Annotated in this window: 21 protein-coding genes; 12 read left to right on the top strand and 9 right to left on the bottom strand. The window is 29.6% G+C overall.

Going from position 1 to position 18,854, the window contains the following annotated elements; translation table 11 throughout:
* Nucleotides 1–45: 45 nt before the first annotated feature.
* Together fliL and acpS are read left to right on the top strand one after the other, a co-directional pair.
* Complete coding sequence (gene fliL / locus L8W64_RS05290; RefSeq protein ID WP_133319594.1) at nt 46–591, top strand: flagellar basal body-associated protein FliL; 546 nt, start codon at nt 46–48, stop codon at nt 589–591.
* Complete coding sequence (acpS, locus tag L8W64_RS05285; RefSeq protein ID WP_133319595.1) at nt 591–947, top strand: holo-ACP synthase; 357 nt, start codon at nt 591–593, stop codon at nt 945–947. Before fliL ends, acpS begins: the two co-directional genes overlap by 1 nt.
* Nucleotides 948–955: 8 nt before the next feature.
* Here the strand turns inward: acpS and fabG are convergent, their stop codons facing one another.
* A complete protein-coding gene (gene fabG, locus L8W64_RS05280; protein WP_220566803.1) occupies nt 956–1,699 on the bottom strand; it encodes a 3-oxoacyl-ACP reductase FabG in 744 nt (247 codons plus the stop codon).
* 14 nt (nt 1,700–1,713) lie between these two features.
* Nucleotides 1,714–3,192, bottom strand: a complete 1,479-nt coding sequence (gene gpmI, locus L8W64_RS05275; protein WP_263673042.1) for a 2,3-bisphosphoglycerate-independent phosphoglycerate mutase — start codon at nt 3,190–3,192, stop codon at nt 1,714–1,716.
* Nucleotides 3,193–3,270: 78 nt separating this feature from the next.
* Between gpmI and mraY the strand changes: the two genes are divergently transcribed.
* Nucleotides 3,271–4,329: a phospho-N-acetylmuramoyl-pentapeptide-transferase gene (mraY, locus tag L8W64_RS05270; protein ID WP_214125069.1), complete on the top strand. Its 1,059-nt coding sequence runs from the start codon at nt 3,271–3,273 to the stop codon at nt 4,327–4,329.
* Complete coding sequence (murD, locus tag L8W64_RS05265) at nt 4,329–5,528, top strand: UDP-N-acetylmuramoyl-L-alanine--D-glutamate ligase (protein WP_263673041.1); 1,200 nt, start codon at nt 4,329–4,331, stop codon at nt 5,526–5,528. The genes mraY and murD overlap by 1 nt, the downstream gene beginning before the upstream one ends.
* On the opposite strand, the gene L8W64_RS05260 is transcribed toward murD, so the two are convergent.
* Nucleotides 5,520–6,383 (bottom strand): LysR family transcriptional regulator, encoded by an 864-nt coding sequence (locus tag L8W64_RS05260; RefSeq protein WP_263673039.1) that lies wholly within the window; start codon nt 6,381–6,383, stop codon nt 5,520–5,522. The two genes, murD and L8W64_RS05260, sit on opposite strands and share 9 nt — an antisense overlap.
* A gap of 106 nt (nt 6,384–6,489) precedes the next feature.
* On the opposite strand from L8W64_RS05260, the gene L8W64_RS05255 reads away from it, so the two are divergent.
* Entirely contained in the window at nt 6,490–7,527 is a 1,038-nt protein-coding gene (locus L8W64_RS05255) for a YeiH family protein (RefSeq protein ID WP_263659430.1), read from the top strand.
* A gap of 57 nt (nt 7,528–7,584) precedes the next feature.
* Here the strand turns inward: L8W64_RS05255 and L8W64_RS05250 are convergent, their stop codons facing one another.
* Entirely contained in the window at nt 7,585–8,421 is an 837-nt protein-coding gene (locus L8W64_RS05250; RefSeq protein ID WP_263673038.1) for a universal stress protein, read from the bottom strand.
* 19 nt (nt 8,422–8,440) lie between these two features.
* Nucleotides 8,441–9,541, bottom strand: a complete 1,101-nt coding sequence (gene prfB, locus L8W64_RS05245) for a peptide chain release factor 2 (RefSeq protein ID WP_047207962.1) — start codon at nt 9,539–9,541, stop codon at nt 8,441–8,443.
* A gap of 76 nt (nt 9,542–9,617) precedes the next feature.
* Here prfB and rimO point away from each other — a divergent pair, with 76 nt between their 5' ends.
* Together rimO and tilS are read left to right on the top strand one after the other, a co-directional pair.
* Nucleotides 9,618–10,934 (top strand): 30S ribosomal protein S12 methylthiotransferase RimO, encoded by a 1,317-nt coding sequence (gene rimO / locus L8W64_RS05240; RefSeq protein WP_263673037.1) that lies wholly within the window; start codon nt 9,618–9,620, stop codon nt 10,932–10,934.
* A complete protein-coding gene (tilS, locus tag L8W64_RS05235) occupies nt 10,924–11,886 on the top strand; it encodes a tRNA lysidine(34) synthetase TilS (RefSeq protein ID WP_263673035.1) in 963 nt (320 codons plus the stop codon). The genes rimO and tilS overlap by 11 nt, the downstream gene beginning before the upstream one ends.
* Here tilS and L8W64_RS05230 read toward each other — a convergent pair.
* From L8W64_RS05230 to L8W64_RS05220, 3 genes are all read right to left on the bottom strand, one after another.
* On the bottom strand, nt 11,867–13,234 hold the full coding sequence (locus tag L8W64_RS05230; RefSeq protein ID WP_263660689.1) for a phosphomannomutase/phosphoglucomutase: 1,368 nt from the start codon (nt 13,232–13,234) through the stop codon (nt 11,867–11,869). The genes tilS and L8W64_RS05230 overlap by 20 nt on opposite strands.
* Before the next feature lies 1 nt (nt 13,235).
* Nucleotides 13,236–14,234 (bottom strand): hypothetical protein, encoded by a 999-nt coding sequence (locus tag L8W64_RS05225; protein ID WP_133319607.1) that lies wholly within the window; start codon nt 14,232–14,234, stop codon nt 13,236–13,238.
* Between the two features lie 253 nt (nt 14,235–14,487).
* Complete coding sequence (locus tag L8W64_RS05220; RefSeq protein WP_039662706.1) at nt 14,488–14,697, bottom strand: hypothetical protein; 210 nt, start codon at nt 14,695–14,697, stop codon at nt 14,488–14,490.
* 168 nt (nt 14,698–14,865) lie between these two features.
* On the opposite strand from L8W64_RS05220, the gene L8W64_RS05215 reads away from it, so the two are divergent.
* The 5 genes from L8W64_RS05215 (at nt 14,866) to L8W64_RS05195 (ending at nt 18,195) form a co-directional block, all read left to right on the top strand.
* Nucleotides 14,866–15,339, top strand: coding sequence for a hypothetical protein (locus L8W64_RS05215; protein ID WP_263661141.1), 474 nt, complete (start codon nt 14,866–14,868; stop codon nt 15,337–15,339).
* Between the two features lie 3 nt (nt 15,340–15,342).
* Nucleotides 15,343–15,822: a hypothetical protein gene (locus tag L8W64_RS05210; protein ID WP_263673033.1), complete on the top strand. Its 480-nt coding sequence runs from the start codon at nt 15,343–15,345 to the stop codon at nt 15,820–15,822.
* An 86-nt stretch (nt 15,823–15,908) separates the two neighbouring features.
* On the top strand, nt 15,909–17,483 hold the full coding sequence (locus L8W64_RS05205; protein ID WP_263673031.1) for an ABC-F family ATP-binding cassette domain-containing protein: 1,575 nt from the start codon (nt 15,909–15,911) through the stop codon (nt 17,481–17,483).
* Nucleotides 17,480–17,812: a hypothetical protein gene (locus tag L8W64_RS05200; RefSeq protein ID WP_039617462.1), complete on the top strand. Its 333-nt coding sequence runs from the start codon at nt 17,480–17,482 to the stop codon at nt 17,810–17,812. The genes L8W64_RS05205 and L8W64_RS05200 overlap by 4 nt, the downstream gene beginning before the upstream one ends.
* Before the next feature lie 50 nt (nt 17,813–17,862).
* The gene (locus L8W64_RS05195; RefSeq protein ID WP_263673029.1) at nt 17,863–18,195 is read left to right on the top strand and encodes a hypothetical protein; all 333 of its coding nucleotides are present in this window, start codon (nt 17,863–17,865) and stop codon (nt 18,193–18,195) included.
* A gap of 19 nt (nt 18,196–18,214) precedes the next feature.
* Here L8W64_RS05195 and L8W64_RS05190 read toward each other — a convergent pair whose 3' ends face one another.
* Nucleotides 18,215–18,796: an IMPACT family protein gene (locus L8W64_RS05190; RefSeq protein ID WP_220566792.1), complete on the bottom strand. Its 582-nt coding sequence runs from the start codon at nt 18,794–18,796 to the stop codon at nt 18,215–18,217.
* Nucleotides 18,797–18,854: the final 58 nt, after the last annotated feature.

Genomic DNA, 18,854 nt, shown 5'->3' with positions numbered 1-18,854 from the left:
AATTTTTGATACAATAACATTTTAAAATTTTATAAAAGGAAAAATATGGCTGATGATATGATGGATGAACAAGGTGAATCAAAGAAAAAAGGCGGGAATACTTTAGTAATCATTATCGTTGTATTTTTATTTGTATTTTTACTTGTTATTGTAGGAGCAATTGCTTATCTAATGTTTAGTGGCGGCTCTGAAGAAAATCCTACCCCGCAAACCGAAGAAAGCGCACAAGTTGCACAAGCTCCTAAAAAAACAAATGCAGTAGCAGCTAGAGGGAGTGATTATGCAAATATTGGCGTGATGTATCCTTTAGCACCTTTTACGCTAAATTTATTAAGTGATGGTGGATCAAGATATGTAAAATGCACCATTCAACTTGAACAAAATGTTGAAACCTTAACTCCTGAACTTGATAAAAAAGTTGCTATTATTAGAGATATTATCATTAGAACTTTAACATCAAAAACCTTTGAAGAAGTAAGCACTACAAAGGGTAAAGAAAGATTAAAAGATGAATTAACCGGTAAGATCAATGAAGTTTTAACTGATGGTTTTATCAAAAATATTTATTTTACCGACTTTGTAGTATCTTAATGATAGGCTGTGACATAGTCGTATGCTCTCGCATAGAAAAAATTTATGAAAGACATAAAATGCTTTTCTTGGATAAATTTTTGTCCAAGAAAGAGCAAAGTTATATAAAAAATACCAACACTCTAGCCGGATTTTGGGCTATTAAAGAAGCTGCCTCTAAGGCTTTGGGGGTTGGAATTTCTAAAGAATGTTCTTTTTTTGACATCATCATCTCTAAGGATGATAAAAATGCTCCGCATATTAGTTTTTCTCAAAAAGTCATGCAAGAATTCAAAATTAAATCAGCAAGTGTAAGCGTAGCACATGATGGAGGTTTTGCTATAGCAGTAGTAGCTATAGAAACTAAGCAAGGTTAAAACCTTGCTTACATATAAAGCCCGCCATTGACTTTTAAAATTTCTCCTGTGATATAAGAAGAATGATCACTTAATAAAAATGCCACAGCTTGAGCTACTTCACTAGCATCTGCAAAACGCTTTAAAGGGATATTGTTAATATAATTTTGTTTAATCTCATCACTTAAAACTTCAGTCATATCACTTTTTATAAAACCTGGGGTAATGCAGTTATATCTTATATTTCTTGCTGCGCCTTCTTTAGCAAAAGATTTTGTTAGAGCTATCATACCGCCTTTACTAGCACTATAATTAGTTTGGCCTGCATTTCCCATTTCTCCAACTATAGAAGCAATATTTACAACCGCGCCAAAACGCTTTTTACTCATAGTTTTTAATGCCTCTCTACAACCTAAAAAGCTTGAATTTAAATTAGCATTAATCACTGAAGAAAAATCATCCATACTCATTCTAAGTGCTAATTTATCATTAGTAATACCTGCATTATTAACTAAATAACTAAGCTCACCATCACTTTCTACTATAGTTGCAATAGCACTTGTAAATTCTTCTTCAACACTTGCATCAAATTTAATCACAGCCGCACAACCACCACTTTTTTCTATCTCTTCTTTTAGTGCATCAGCAAGTTCAGGCTTACTTCTATAATTAATCCAAACTTTTAAGCCATAACTTGCTAATTCTTTGGCTATTGCTGCACCTATACCTTTACTTGCACCTGTTATTAAAACATTTTTTCCACTAAATTTCATTGTTCTCCTTTAAATTAAAATAAAGCCTCATCCATTTCTTTTGGGATAGGTAAGTTTAAAATTTTAAGCACACTTGGTGCTATATTACTAAGCCCCATGCCTTCTTTAAGCTTTTCTATTCCTTTAGCTTCGACAAAAGCAAAAACATCAAAGGTTGTGTGATTAGTGAGCATATTTTCTTTTTCATCCCTCATCGCTTCACAGTTTCCATGATCTGAAGTAATAATAAAAGCATAATCATGCTCTCTTGCTTTAGCAATAACCCTACCCAAACACTCATCTACACATTCAACCGCACTAATCGCAGCTTCAAAATCACCCGTATGTCCTACCATATCACCATTTGCAAAATTTACTACGATAAAATCCATACCACTTTCTATACCCTTAAGCACCTCATCTGTGACTTCTTTAGCACTCATTTGAGGTTTTTCATCGTATGTTTTTACTTTAGGGCTTGGAATTAAAATTCTTGTTTCATTGCATTCTAATTCTTCTTTTCCCCCATTAAAGAAAAAGGTTACATGAGCGTATTTTTCTGTTTCAGCTGTGTGAAGTTGGCTTAAATTTGCATTAGCTATCACAAAAGCTAAAGTATTATTTAACTCTTCTTTTTCAAACATCACAGGTAGTTTAAAACTCTCATCATACAAACTCATAGTAATGGCATTTTTTATAAGCACTTCTTTTGGAAATTCATTAAAACTTTCTTGGGTTAAAGAAGCGACTAATTGACGCATTCTATCATTTCTAAAATTGATAAAAATCACACCATCTTCAGCCTTAATTCCATCAAAGTTTTGACTAATAACTGGGGTTAAAAACTCATCTGTGATATTTTCATCATAGTTTTTTTGTATAAATTGCACAAAATCATCACACTTTGGTGCCTTAGCAAATAAAGCATCATAATAAGACTTAACCCTATCATAGCGCTTATCTCTATCCATAGCATAAAATCTTCCCGATAAAGAAGCAAAATTAACCCCTTCTTTTTCGCAAAATTCCTGTAAAGATTTTATAAATTCTAAACCTGAATTTGGAGGACAATCCCTACCATCACTAATTGCATGCGCAAAAACTTCTTTATTTTCTTGCTTACAAATTTTTAAAAGTGCATTAAAATGTGTATGCATAGAATGCACCCCGCCATCACTATAAAGCCCTATGATATGCACTCTTTTGCATTTTTGCAACAATTCTTTTAAAGCCTTATTGTCTTTTAAAGTGTCATTTTCTATGGCTTTATTTATCTTGACTAAATTTTGATAGATTATGCGTCCACTACCTATACACATATGCCCTACTTCGCTATTACCCATTTGACCTTCAGGTAAGCCAACTGCCAAGCCACTTGTTTTTATCAAAACATTAGGGGTATTTTCAAAAAGCTTATCATAAGTTGGCTTTTTAGCATGAAAAAAAGCATTATAGTTTGAATTTGTATTATGTCCTATACCATCTGTGATTATCAAAATACATTTTTGACTCATTTTTTACTCTTTTTTATAATTTATTTATGTGATTTTACTAAAATTATGCTTTTAAAAAACAAATACAAGGTTAAAATTTTGCTTTATCTTACAGAATATACAAATTATATGTTTTTTTCTTATATTAGCGTGCGTGCTGGTTTTGCATTTTTTATTGCTTTATTTTTGAGTTTGTATTTAATGCCAAAATTTATCAAATGGGCTCAAAATAAAAAAGCAAATCAACCTATTTATGAATACGCTCCACAATCACACCAAGCTAAATCTCATACCCCTACTATGGGTGGCCTTGTTTTTATCTTTGCTACTATCATAGCAAGTGTTTTAAGTGCTGATTTAAATAATAGTTTTGTAATCGTTGGATTATTATGTTTAGTACTATTTTGTACTATAGGCTTAGTTGATGATTTGGGGAAAATTTTAAAAAAAGACAATCACGCAGGATTAAGCCCAAAAATGAAACTACTAGGGCAATTTAGCGCTGCTTTTATCTGTGTTGGATTATTATATTTATTTGATATAAATACTGAATTTTATTTACCTTTTTACAAACATGCTATTTTTGATGGTGGTATGTTTATGTTGTTTTTATGGATTTTAGTTATTGTATCAAGCTCTAATGCTGTAAATTTAACCGATGGGCTTGATGGTCTTGCAACCGTGCCTTCTATATTTTCTCTTTTAAGTCTTGGTGCTTTTTTGTATTTAAGTGGAAATGCTATTTATAGTTCTTATTTATTTTTACCTAAAATTCAAGGACTAGGAGAACTTGTGGTGCTAAGCTCAGCTTTAGTTGGCGCGCTTATGGGATTTTTGTGGTATAACTGCTATCCTGCACAAGTTTTTATGGGAGATAGTGGGAGTTTAAGTATAGGGGCATTTTTAGGCTATCTTGGTATAGTAAGTAAAAATGAAATTTTACTTTTACTTATAGGTTTTGTATTTGTTTTAGAAACTATTTCAGTGATTTTACAAGTAGGAAGTTTTAAAATCTTTAATAAAAGAGTATTTAAAATGGCACCTATTCATCATCATTTTGAAAAAATAGGCTGGGTGGAAAATAAAATCATTGTGCGTTTTTGGATGATAGCCTTACTTGCAAATATTATTGCATTAATTAGTATAAAGTTAAGATAATGAAAATTTCACTTTTTGGATACGGAAAAACAACTAAAGCTTTTGCACAGCGTTTTGGAAATTGCGATATTTATGATGATCATTTTACAAGTATAAGTAAGGATGAATTTAACAATACACTTTTACCACCTTGTGAATTTGATCCTTTAAAAAGTGACTTAGAAATTCCAAGTCCTGGCTTTCCAAATAATCATTCTCTCATACGGCAAGCAAAAAATTTAAGCAGTGAGTATGATTTTTTTTATGATGGCATGCCAAAAAGTGTTTGGATAAGCGGAACAAATGGCAAAACCACCACCACCCAAATGACACATCATCTTTTAAAACATATCAATGCACAAATGGGAGCAAACATAGGAACTCCTTTAGCACAAATGGACGCTAATGCTAAATTATGGATTTTAGAAAGCTCATCTTTTTCACTTTTTTACACCAAAATAGCTAAACCTGAAATTTATGCGCTTTTACCTATTACACCTGATCATCTTTCTTGGCATAAAAGCTTTGAAAACTACGAGCAAGCAAAGCTTAGCGTGCTTGAAAGAATGAATGAAAATGATGTGGTAATTTTACCTAAAAAGTATGAGGCTTATCCAACCCATGCTTATGTTATAAGCTATGAAGATGAGCAAGATTTAGCTAAAAAAATGCAAATTGATTTAGAAAAAATTCATTTTAAAACCCCTTTTTTGCTTGATGCTCTTATTGCCTTAAGTATAGAAAAAATCATACTAGATCGTTGCTCTTATAAGCTTTTAAATGAGTTTAAAATAGAAAAAAATAAACTTGAAGAAATATTTGATCATAAAAATAGACTTTGGGTAAATGATACTAAAGCGACTAATCTTGATGCTAGTTTAGCTGCTCTTAAACGCTATAAGGATAAAAAAATTCATCTTATCATAGGTGGGGATGATAAGGGAGTGAATTTAAGTGCTTTATTTGCTTTTATGAAAGAGCTTGATATAGAGCTTTATGCCATAGGAAAAAGCACCAATAAAATACTTGATTATGCTAAAAATGCTAATTTAAAAGCATATTTTTGTGAGTTTTTACCTAAAGCGGTAGAAAAAATCAATCAAAACTTAACTAATGATGAAGTAGCCCTACTAAGCCCTGCTTGCGCAAGCTTAGATCAGTTTAAATCTTATGAAGAAAGAGGAGAACTTTTTAAAAAATGTATTCAAGAATTAAGCTAAATCTTTTTGAATGCAAAATTTTAAAAACTCACATAAATTTATAAATTTATTGCTTGGTTCTTTATTTTTATGATAAATCAAGCAAAGCTCTCTTGAAATTTTAAAATTTTTTAATCTTACTTCAAATAAACTTTTAGCTTCAAGCTCTTCTTTAACACTAAATTTAGGTAAAACTGCTAAAAATTTACCTTTTTTAGCCAACTCTTTTATCATAGCAGTTGAGTTTAACTCATAAACCAAATTAAGCTTTACATCTTCAGGTAAAGCATTTAAAAACACTTCTTTTGCACCTGAACCTTGCTCGCGACTTAGCCATTTAAAATCCTTTAATTCATCTATGAAAAATTCTTTTTTTAAGTCATTTTTACTCACTACAATAAGCTCATCATCACAAATTTTAATCTTTTTTATATCCTTATCTTTGCAAATTCCTTCAATCAAACCTATATCTATTTCTTTATCTAAAATATCTTTGATAATATTTTGACTATTATCCAAAGACAAATTTAACTTGATATTTTCTGCTTTTTGATCTAAAAAAGATCCTAGTAAATAAGTGCCTACATTTTGACTAACTTTCATACTTATTTCATAGCTTTGATCATCTTGCATTGCTTTTTCTATGCGTTCAAATTCTAAAATCAAAGGAGTGATTTGTTTTAAAAACACTTTTCCTTTTTCATTTAAACTTAAAAATTTAGCATTTCTATCAAAAAGCTTGGTGTTTAAACTTTTTTCAAGTTCAAATATAGCTAAAGACAAAGCAGATTGAGTTATATTTAATTCTTTAGCACAAGCTCTTAAATTTAAATTTCTACACAAGGCTTGAAAATATTTTATTTGTTTAAAAGTCATAAGCACTCTTTTGATAAATATTTTTAATCATTATATCAAATAAAATTAATTTTACTTATCACAAAAAAATCATTAAGATTACAAAAAACAAAAAAAGGAAAAATTCATGCATAAAAATATATATAAACATAGAAAATTTGAAGCTTTTTTACTGCTTTTTACTCTTGCTTTTTGTGCTTTTGCTATTTCTGAGCTTAATTTTTTTAAAAATCTTGGAATTTCAGCTTTAATCATAGCCGTGATTTTAGGAGCTTTAATAGGAAATTTAGCTCATCAAAATGCAAATTTACTCAAAAAATCAGGAGTTTTAGGCATAGCAACAAAAGAAATTTTAAGACTTGGAATTATACTTTATGGTTTTAGAATTACTTTTAATGATTTAGAAAAAGTTGGATTAAATGGGATTTTGCTAGCATTTTTAGTGGTATTTTCTACCTTTTTTATAGGGCTTTTGTTAGGAAAATTATTCAAACTTGATCTTAAAGAAAGCATACTTATAAGTAGTGGCTCAAGCATTTGTGGAGCAGCTGCTGTGATGGCTAGTGAAAGCATTGTTAAAGGTGGCTCTGCTAAAGTTGGCGTAGCAGTTTGCACTGTGGTTGTGTTTGGAACTTTAGGGATGTTTTTATATCCTTTGGCTTGGAATTTAGGTTGGTTTGATTTTTTTAATTTAAAGCAAATGGGGTATTTCATGGGAGCAAGCTTGCATGAAGTTGCACATGCTGTTGCAGCAGGTGAAGCTGTAAAAGCAGGAGATGGTGCTGTCATAGAAAAAATGATGCGTGTTTTAATGCTAGTGCCTTTTTTGATTTTCTTAAGTCTTTTTTCATTGAAATTTCTAAGTAAAAATAATGAAAAAATCTCCATTAAAGCAAATATTCCTTATTTTGCTTTGTGGTTTTTATTTGCATGCGGTATTAGCTCACTTGAAATATTAAATACAGATTTTGCGCTTAACTATATAAAACCAAGCATACAAACTATAGACACACTTTTGCTTTCTATGGCTATGGTAGCTTTAGGAGTAAATATCCATAAAAATGTTTTAAAAAATGCAGGTTTTAAACCATTTTTAATGGCATTTTTTCTTTTTATATGGTTAATCTTTATATCAATTAGTTTTATTTTATTATTAAATTTATAAATACATGAAAATTCTTCATGTATTTATTTTATAATTTTTAATCAAAATAGATTAATGTTAGCGAATTAACAATAAAGGTTTTTTAGCCTTAGTTAAAATATCATTTGTCAAACTACCAAATAAAATACTTTTTACCCAGTGATGTGAGTAAGCCCCCATAATCAATAAATCTATATCATTTTGCTCACCAAAATCAAATAAAGCTTGAGTAATCTCTCCACTTAAATGCTGAGTTTGTACATTTAAATTTGCTTCTTTGAAAATTTGACTTACTTGAGCTAATAATTCACAAGAAGCTTTTTCATCTTTAGAAACATTTACCACATAACGCTTTGCTTCTTTGAAAATAGGTCTTTTAATGGCTTGTTCTATAGCCTTTTTAGCTAAATTACTCCCATCATAAGCCATCATCACACTTTTAATCTCTTTAAATGCAGAATTTACAAGCAAAATAGGCACATTTAAAGCTCTTACTAATTCTTCTGTATGAATGCCTATTTTGTTTTTCTTACCTCCGCCTTTTAAACCTGCTATGGCTAATCTTATTTGATCATTGTATTCTTTTAAAACTTCTTCTAAGTCTCCATCTCTTTGCACACTAAAGCATTCTTTTACGCCTTGTTCTTTTGCATAAGCACAAAATTCTTCTAAAATTCTTTGCCCTTTTTTGCAAAGATTTTCATTTTTTTGACTTTGCTCTTCTACCAAATCTTCAATCACACATCCACTAGCACCTATTCCAAAACTACAAGCTAATTCAGCATTAGTAAAATTTGGTTCTATAGTGTATAAAAACATTAAAGGTAAATCTAGCTTTTTGGCTAAATACACCCCATAATGCAAACTTTCCCTACAAGGCTCTAAAACATCCACACAAACTAGAATTTTTTCCATTTAATATCCTTTTGTAGTATTAATCTTGTGCTTTTTGTGCTATTAAAACACCTTCTATAATTTTTTTAATATCCCCATCTAAGATATTATCAACCTGTGAAAAAGCTTCATTTGAGCGTGTGTCTTTGACTTGTTGATAAGGAAAAAGCACATAAGAGCGGATTTGATGACCCCAACCTATCTCACTTTTTTCACTTGAATTTGCTTCATCTTGTTGTTTCATAAGCTCAAGCTCATAAAGGCGTGATTTTAACATTTTAAAAGCAGTTGCTTTGTTTTTATGTTGGCTTCTATCATTTTGACATTGCACTACTATACCACTTGGCATATGAGTTATACGCACCGCTGATTCAGTTTTATTAACATGCTGTCCACCTGCCCCGCTTGCTCTATAATAATCAATCCTTATATCTTTTTCTTCAATTTCTATTTCTATATCATCATCAAGTTCAGGTGAAACCATCACACTAGAAAAACTCGTATGGCGACGCCCTGCGCTATCAAATGGAGAAGTTCTTACTAAACGATGAATGCCATTTTCAGCTTTTAAATACCCATAAGCATTTTCACCTTTTACTAAAAAGCTAACATCTTTAAGTCCTGCTTCTTCGCCTTCTTGAAAGTCAAGTGTTTCTACTTTAAAACCTTCTCTTTCACAAAATCTCAAATACATCCTATAAAGCATGCTAGCCCAGTCATTACTCTCCGTTCCACCTGCTCCTGGGTGAATGGAAACTATAGCATTTTTACCATCATTTTCCCCGCTTAAAAGCATAGAAATTTCAAGATTTACAATAAGATCTTCTAGCTTGTTTGCATCTTCAAATAAAGCTTCTATAGTATCTAAATCATTTTCACTATTAGCAAGATCAAAAAGCTCACTAGCGTCATTTAAAGCATTGAAAGCGTTCTCGTAGTTTTTTAATAAATTTGAAATTTTAGTTTTTTCTTTACCTATAACGCCTGCTTGTTTTACATCACTCCAAAAAGAAGGGGAATTTTCTAAATTTTCTATTTCTTTTAATCTTGCTTTTATCTCTTCAGGCTTAATAATAGAAGCGATATTTCCAACTTTGTTTTTTAATTTTTTTAAAAGTTCGCTGTATTCGTAATTATCCATAAAAATTTTCTTTCTAATTTTGATATAATTTAATCTTATAATTTTAGCAAAAAATAAAACATTTAAAGTGAGAAATATGCCAAAACTTTTTTTAATGTCTTTAGGTTGTAATAAAAATTTAGTTGATAGTGAAATCATGCTTGGAAGATTAAGTGATTATGAAATTTGTGATGAGCCAAGCTTAGCTGATGTTTTGATTGTAAATACCTGTGGTTTTATAGATAGTGCTAAAAAAGAAAGCATAAATGCGATTTTAGATTTACATGAGCAAAGAAAAAAGGACTCGTTGCTAGTTGTAACAGGATGTTTAATGCAGCGCTACCGCGAAGAATTAATGAAAGAACTACCTGAAGTTGATCTTTTTACCGGTGTGGGAGATTATGAAAAAATTGATGAAATGATACTTAAAAAAACTAATCTATTTTCAAATTCTACTTACTTGCAAGATAAAAATACCAATCGTGTGATCACAGGATCAAACTATCATGCTTTTATCAAAATAGCTGAAGGGTGTAATCAAAAATGTTCATTTTGCGCTATACCAAGTTTTAAAGGCAAACTTAAATCAAGAAGCTTAGAAAGTATTATAAATGAAGTAAAAGAACTTGTTAAAAAAGGCTATAAAGACTTTTCTTTTATCGCTCAAGATACAAGTTCGTATTTGTTTGATCAAGGTCAAAAAGATGGACTTTTAAAGCTTATTGAAGCTATAGAAAATATCCAAGGTGTAAAGGCTGCTAGAATTTTATATCTATATCCAACAAGCATTAGTAAAGAAGTGATAGAAAAAATCATTCAATCAAAAGTTTTTGTAAATTATTTTGATATGCCTTTACAACACATCAGTGATAATATGCTTAAAATCATGAAACGCGGAGCTAACAAAGCTAAATTAATCGAGCTTTTAAATTTAATGAAACAAGCTCCAAATTCATTTTTACGCACAGGTTTTATAGTAGGACACCCTGGAGAAAGTGATGAGGACTTTGAAGAATTATGCGCTTTTATAAAAGAATTTGGTTTTGATAGAATTAGTGTTTTTGCTTATTCCAAAGAAGAAGATACCGCAGCTTTTGAAATGGAACAAATTCCTAATAAAATCATCAATGCAAGATTAAAAGTGATAGAAAAAATTGTTGATGATTGCATAGAAAAAAGCTTTAATCAACAAGTTGGTAAAAAAACCTTAGCATTTTGTGAAGGTCAAAGCTCTGAAGGAGAATTTTTCATCGGTGCAAAAGATTTGCGTTGGGATAGAAATATTGATGGAGAAATTCTCATCAATGAAAGTGATTGTGGAAATTTAGAAATGGGCGAGCTTTATGAGTGTGAAATCACGCAGAGCTTAGATAAAAAACTCATTGCAAAAGCCTTAAGAAAGTTTGATGATTGATAGTAAATATTTAAATCATTTAAAGCAAGGGAAAAATCTTTTAGCATTTTCTCATGGGAGTGATTCTAGTGCTTTATTTTTCATGCTTTTAGAAAAAAATATAGATTTTGATCTTGCTTTTATAAACTACAAAACTCGCAAAAATAGTGATAAAGAAGAACAAAGTGCTAAAGAATTAGCCAAGTGTTTTCATAAAAAAATTTACATCAAAACCGCACCCAAGATAACAAAAAATTTCGAAGCTTGTGCAAGAGCTTTGCGTTATGAGTTTTTTGAAGAACTTTGCAAAAATCACTCTTATGATAATCTTTTACTAGCTCATCATTTAAATGATAAATTAGAATGGTTTTTAATGCAATTTTCCAAAGGTGCAGGACTTAGAGAATTGCTTGGCTTTAAAGATATTGAAAAAAGAAAATATTTTACCATCATAAGACCCTTGCTTGAAATTCCAAAAGAAGAAATTTCAAACTACCTAAAAGAAAACAATATCACTTATTTTCATGATGAGAGTAATGATGATGAAAAATATTTTAGAAATTTCATACGCAAAAATTTTGCTAATGAGTTTTTAAAGCTTTATCCAAATGGAGTAAAAATGAGCTTTAAATACCTAGAAAAAGACTTAAAAGAAGAAAATATTTGTGAATTTAAAAATATTTACATTACTCATAAAGATGAAAGTTTAATCGCAAAATGCTTTAAAAAACTTGGAATACTTTTAAGTGCTAAACAAAGACAAGAAGCTTTAAAAGGCGATGGAGTAATTTCGCATAAAATAGGCATTGTTTACATACAAGAAAAAGTTTTGATTTTTCCTTTTGTAAGTTGTGAGAAAATGTCAAAAGAATTTAAAGAAATTTATAGAAAAGCAAAAATCCCTAAACTCTTAAGAGCATATTTATATACAAAAAATATTGATGTAAAAGAACTCATGCAAGCTCTTTTATGATTTCTTCAAAAAGTTCTTTTACTCTTGTTTCTAAAAAGTCTTTAAATTCAGCACTTGTAGCTTCAGCACGCATGATAAGATATGGACTTGTATTAGAAGCACGCAAAAGCGCCCAGCCTTCTTTAAAGGTAATTCTAACTCCGTCAATTTCATTACAATCAAGCACATTTTCAAAAGCATTTGCTTTTACTTTTTCTTTAAATTTTTCTATGATTTGAAATTTATTTTCTTCACTAACCTTAAGCTTAATCTCTTCACTTGCATAAAGTTTTGGTAATTCTTTAACTAATTTTTCTATATCAAAACCATTTACTAAAAGCTCTAAGGTTCTTAAAAATGCATAAATTCCATCATCATAACCAAAATATCTATCTTTAAAGAAAATATGCCCACTAAGCTCTGCTGCTATGTCGATATTTTGCTCTTTCATCATTTTTTTAATATTAGAATGCCCGGTCTTACCCATCATGATAAAACCAAATTTAGCTACCTCATCGAAAAGATTTTTAGAACATTTTACTTCACCTAAAACTCTAGGATTTTTTATATTTTTAGCAAATAAATAGCAAAGCTCATCGCCCTTAAATACATAATCTTTACTTGCAACCACCAAGCGATCTCCATCTCCGTCAAAAGCAAAGCCCATTTTTGCATTTTCATTTTCTTTTAGCGCAACTTGCAATGCGTGTAAATTTTCAAGCTCTGTTGGATCGGGCGCGTGATTTGGGAAATTTCCATCAGGATTTTCAAATAAAATTTGTGCATTAAGATTTAATTTTTCCACCAAAGGCTTTATAATCACTCCAGTAGCTCCATTTGCACAATCAATAATGATTTTTTCTTTATAGCCCTTAAGATGTGAAAAATGTTTAGCTAAAAAGTCTATATATAAGCTTTTAATATCATAATTTTCATATCTTAAATCATCATTGATTTCAAGTTCTAAATACTCTTGCACTTTTAAAGAAAGCTTTTTCAAATCAGCACCAAAAAAACTTTCTTTATTAATCGTTATTTTAAAGCCATTGTATTCTTTTGGATTATGCGAACCTGTTATCATGATATTTGCATCAAAAATATCATCAAAAAATAAACTAAAATACCCCATAGGAGTTGGTGCTAAGCCTATATTGAAAACTTGCATATTAGCTTTATTTAAACCGCTGATTAAATAGTTAAAAAGTTCATTTGCACTATATCTTGCATCATAGCCTACGCTTACTTTCTCACAACCCCTTGATTTCATTTCTAAACCCAAAGCATAGCCTATAGCTTTTACACTTTTTTCATTTAACTCACTTGGGTAAAGCCCTCTTATATCATACTCTCTAAAAATCAAATCTAACATTTTAATCCTTTTGTCTTCTAAGTTCTAATTTTGCTTGTTTTAAACTTTCTTCTATGTTTTCATTTTTGCTTGATAAACAAAGTTTAATTTCTAACTTTACATTTTGTTCTTTAAATTCAAAACAATATTTTTGCATAAAATTTTCAAGCATTTGAAGCTTGCTTTGTACAAAGGCTATATTTTCATTTTCAAATACAATAATAAAATAATCCTTATCATCTTTAAAAACCCTAGCATGTAAAGCTTTTTTTAAAATCCTAGCAAATTCATGCATTATAAACTCACCCATTTTTGAGTCTTTTTGATGATAAATTTCATTGATATTTTTTACTTCAATCAAGGCTAAATGAAAATTTTCAAGTCCTTGAGCATATCTTCTTAAGGCCTTTAAATTTGGCAAATTGGTTAAAGTGTCAAAAAAGGCTATTTTATAAGCTTTATACACTAAAAATCCTATCAACACCAAAGAAGCAAATTCATAATAACCCAAATCAACACTATTGTAAAATAAAAATTGCACGCTCAAGCCCATATAAGCTAGCAAAAAATGAAAATCATTATTTTTAAAATATGAAAATAATAAAAATATCATTCCTACCCAAAACACACAAAAGCTTAACTCACTAATAGGCTTAAAAAATTGCGTTGAAAGGCCAAAAATTTCACTTGTAATGCTTGCATTAAAATTAGTACTTGTGCTAAGTATTAACGCTACAAAACCCATAAAGGCTAAATACGCAAATTTAATAAAATTAATTCTTTCAAAAACAAGCTTACTATCTTGCAAAAAAACAAAAAGCACAAAAGAAAAAGGTAAAAATACCGAGATAAACAAATGCGCTTGATATTCACTTGCCACTAAAGATAAAGCCCTAGCACATAAAATCAACAAAAGCAAGAAAAAAATCTTATTTTGCTTAAAAAAATAAGCTAAAAATAAAGCTAAAAATTCCAAAACAAAACTAAAAGAAGGTAAAAAAGATAATAAAACTAAACTCAATCAAATAACCTTAATTTAAAAATAATTTTAAAAATTATACAACAATTTTAAATTATTTTTTTAATACATATTATAAGTAAAATAAAAATAGAAATTAAAATAAATATGCCTGAAATATGCTTAGTAAAAAATAATGTAATTTATCTTAGATAGTTAAATTTCAAAGCAACAAATAATAACACGAAAAAACTTTTAAAATAAAACTTTATGAAATTAAAAAGCTAATAAATATATTAAAATCATTAAATTGTTTTTATTTAAATTTTGCAATTTCATCTTGTATGGTTTGATTTATCTCAAGTAGCTCTTCATAATTTTTTTTATTTTTTTCCAAAAGTTCATCAAATTTAAAGCCAAGCATAACGATGCGATATAAATTAGGTTTGTATTTTCTCCAATTATACAAAGTGCTAACATCAATATCTAATTCATATGCCATATCGCGTTTGCTCTTTTTTGCCATAAGCTACCCTAAATTTTTAAATACTTATGGGCTGATTTTACATTAAAAATTCTTTATTAAAAACAATTGAAATATTCTATGTTTTATTTAATTAATATTGATTATTTCAATATTAATTAAGCTAAATTGTGGAATAATTTAATATCATTTTTTAAAAAGGAGTTTTTTGTGGATAAAGTGGATTCGATAGCAAACATTGCGTGGGCTATTGGTGGTGATTATGAATTAGATTTAATTGAACAAAAGCTTGGAAAATTTTCTAGCGAACAATTAAAGCAATTTGATAGTAGGATAGATAAACTAAATTTAAAAGAAGCACCAAAATTACGATTTTTAACATTTTTTTTCGGTGCTTTTGGAATTGCTAGATTTATGACTGGGCGAAAAGTTGCAGGTTGGATAAGAATATTTCTTTTGGTTGTTATACTTATTCTTCCACGGATTGTGTTTAATGGACTCCAAAGTGAATTCGCAGGGATTGCATTTGTATTTGGAGGTGCAATTTTAATCGGTTTAAAAATCTTAATTATAATTTTATGGATTTGGGATATTACAAGAGCTGATGATTTGGCTTATAGTTATAATTTTTATCAAATTATGGATTTGATACAAAATATAGAAAATGAAGATAAGCAAGAATAAATAATGATGAATTTTAACGCGTTAATTACACTTCAAGGTGCAGCTAACACAGGAAAAACTGCAAGCATTTCTCGTGCATTTTTACGTACCTTAGAAAAGAAGCCTTTGATAAGATATTTTAAATATTATGAAAAAGGAGATTTTATAGCCATAGTAGAATTTAAAGATCAATATGTGTCTTTTTGCTCAGCTGGTGATGATTTGGAACTTGTAAATAAATTTGAGCTCTTAAATAAGGAAGCTTTGGAGCAAGGTGTAAAGTGCTTCGATGTTTTTATAGTTGCATATCGCACAAGGGGTAAAACTTGTGAAATTATAAAACAATACTTAGAGCAAAATACTCAAGCGAGAGTTAAAGAGTTTAAAAGCCTAACTAAGAGTGAGTTTTATGAGGAAAATGGGAAATTTTTACAGACAAAAATGGAGAAATATGTAGAGCAGTGTTCTGAAGAACTTTATAAAACGATTAAATCTTTTCTTTAGTATGATATTTTAGGTTTGACTTGATTCAAGCCCTTCTTCATTCAAAAGTTTTTCGCTACAATATCTAGAAAATTCTAAGGAAAATTATGGTAGAAATAAAAAATCTCACTATGCGTTTTGCAAATCAACTTTTATTTGAAGATGTAAATTTAAAATTAAACCGTGGTGAAAGATATGGACTTATAGGTGCAAATGGCGCAGGAAAATCAACCTTTTTAAAAATTCTCTCAGGCGAAATAGAATCAAGCAGTGGAGAAATTTGCATAGATCCAAATTTAAAAATCGCAGTGTTAGGACAAGATCAATTTGCTTTTGAAAACTACACTATCAAAGATGCGGTAATGTGTGCAAATAAAAGATTATATGATGCACTAAAAGAAAAAGAAAAACTTTATATGAGTGAAGAATTTACCGATGAAATTAATGATAGATTAAGCGAGCTTGAAATCATAACAGCAGAAGAAGATCCAAACTATGATTGCGAGCTTAGATGTGAAAAAATTCTTAGCTCTTTAAATATTAAAGATTTTAATGCTCTCATGAGCACTTTACAAAGTGCAGATAAATTTAAAGTTTTATTAGCTCAAGTATTATTTTTAGGTGCTGATGTATTATTTTTAGATGAACCTACAAACAACCTTGACTTAGAAGCTATTTCTTGGCTTGAAAATGAACTTTTAAGACATGAGGGAACTTTAGTAGTAATTAGCCATGATAGACATTTTCTAAATAAAGTTTGTACAAGAATTTTAGATGTGGATTTTAAACAAATACGCGATTTTGCTGGAAATTATGATGATTGGTATATGGCTTCAACCTTGCTTGCTAAACAAGCTGAACTCAAACGCGATAAAACCTTAAAAGAAAGAGAAGAATTAGAAAATTTCATACGCCGTTTTAGCGCTAATGCTTCAAAAGCCAAACAAGCTACAAGTAGAGCTAAAGCTTTAGAAAAACTTGAGCTTGAAGAGATTAAAACTTCAAGTAGGCGTGATCCTAGTATAGTTTTTAGAACAAATAGAGAAATAGGAAATGAAGTTTTAGAATTAAAAGGTATTAGCAAAGCTTATGATAAAACTTTATTTGAGAATTTAGAATTAAAATTAGAAAAAGGTGATAAAATAGCCTTAATCGGAGCAAATGGTGTTGGAAAAAGTACTTTAGCTAAAATCATCGCATCAAAATTAGAACCCGATAGTGGCCACATCCACCTTGGTGCTACCATAGAAATGGGATATTTTTCACAAGATACAACGAATTTAATCAATGAAAATTTGAAACTTTATGAATGGCTAATGAGTGAAAAATTCAAAGATTTAGATGAAATTCGCAAATGTCTTGGTAGAATGCTCTTTAGCGGAAGTGATCAAGAAAAAATGGCTTCTAGTTTAAGTGGGGGCGAAAAACACCGCTTAATGCTTTCAAAATTAATGTTAGAACGTGGAAATTTCTTGCTTTTAGATGAACCGGATAATCATTTAGATCTTGAAAGTATCATTGCATTAGGCGAAGCCTTGTATAATTTCAAAGGTTGTGTGATATGCATAAGCCACGATAGAGAGCTAATTAGTGCTTTTGCTAATCGTATATGGTTTTTAGAAGATGGGAAATTAACAGACTTTAAAGGAAGTTATGACGAATTTTTAGGAGGTTTAGAATGAATTCGTTTAAGATAAAATATGCAGCTGGTTTTGGACATTTTACTCAAAATCACAGAGGTTTTGGCCCAACTATTTATGTAGAAGAAAGTATTGATTTTCAAAGTGAAAAAGATTATTTTGACTATGTTGAATTTTATGAAAAATTCAGCAAAGAAGATGATACTTATTTTCACATTTCATTTTTAGAAGATCGCCCTTTAACTTCTCAAGAATTAGAAAGTAGAAATGCTTATAGAAAACTAAGAGATGAGCGCTGTAATAAAGCTAGAGAAGAGTTTATCAAAAACAATGAAATAGAAGCTGAATACTACCCAACTCATGGTGATTAAGGAATGATTTTTGCTTGTTTTTTCCTTGTAATATTTTGAAAGGAGAAAACATGCAAGTTAACCATGATAATTTATCGGTTAAAGAGTATGGATATGGTCAAAGTAGTGCCTATAAAAGCACTCAAGGAGCTAATGAAGACTTTATGTCTTTACTTAGTCAAAACAATAGCGAAAATTTAAACGAGCAAAGTATAAAACTTGATGAGCTTTTTTCAAAAGCCATGAGACAAGATCAATTTAGCACAGGAATTTTTAGCTCAAATATGTCAAATATTTATAATTATCGTTTTAGAGGACAAAACGAAACTCCTATGCAAGCTAATATAGAAGAAAAACAAGAGCCACAAAAAGATATGGTAAAAGATCTTTTAAATTCTTTATGAAAATGAAGTAAGCAAACGCTTACTTCCAAATAAGTCCACTAAATTCAAACTCTTTTGCAAATTTTTTAAATTCCTCTTCTTCTTTTGTATTAACACTTAAAATCAATTCAACATTTTCTTGAAATTTTTTTTCATAAGAAATGTTATTTTTATTTAAAAAATGCTCAAATCTTGCATAAAGATAAAAAGGAATGTTTAAACTTAAAATATTTTTAGCTTCAAATTCTAAAAGCATTGCATTTAAAATAGCTTCATTTGTAGCTTCACTATAAGCTCTTACAAGACCACCTGTACCAAGTTTAATCCCTCCAAAATAACGCACCACAATCACCGCACAATTAACAAGCAAAGCCCCTCTTAAGACATTCAAACAAGGCATAGCAGAAGTTCCTTTTGGCTCACCATCATCACTTTTATCTTCTATGATTTGATCAAATTCATTTAAATACCTATAAGCATATACAAAATGCACGGCTTTTAAATGCTCATTTCTTAGCTTTTGCATTAAAGTTTGAAACTCTTCAAAAGGACATAAAAACGACAAAAAAGTTGATTTTTTGATTTCTATTTTTGCTTGATAAATTTGATCAATAGTTTTCATTTTTTCCTTAAATTAGTTATAATATTTAAATAAAATTATAATCAAAACAACTTATAAA

The sequence above is a fragment of the Campylobacter sp. IFREMER_LSEM_CL1097 genome (assembly GCF_025772225.1).
In the GTDB taxonomy this organism is placed as follows: domain Bacteria; phylum Campylobacterota; class Campylobacteria; order Campylobacterales; family Campylobacteraceae; genus Campylobacter_D; species Campylobacter_D lari_D.
This window is presented reverse-complemented; position numbering and strand designations above follow the sequence as displayed.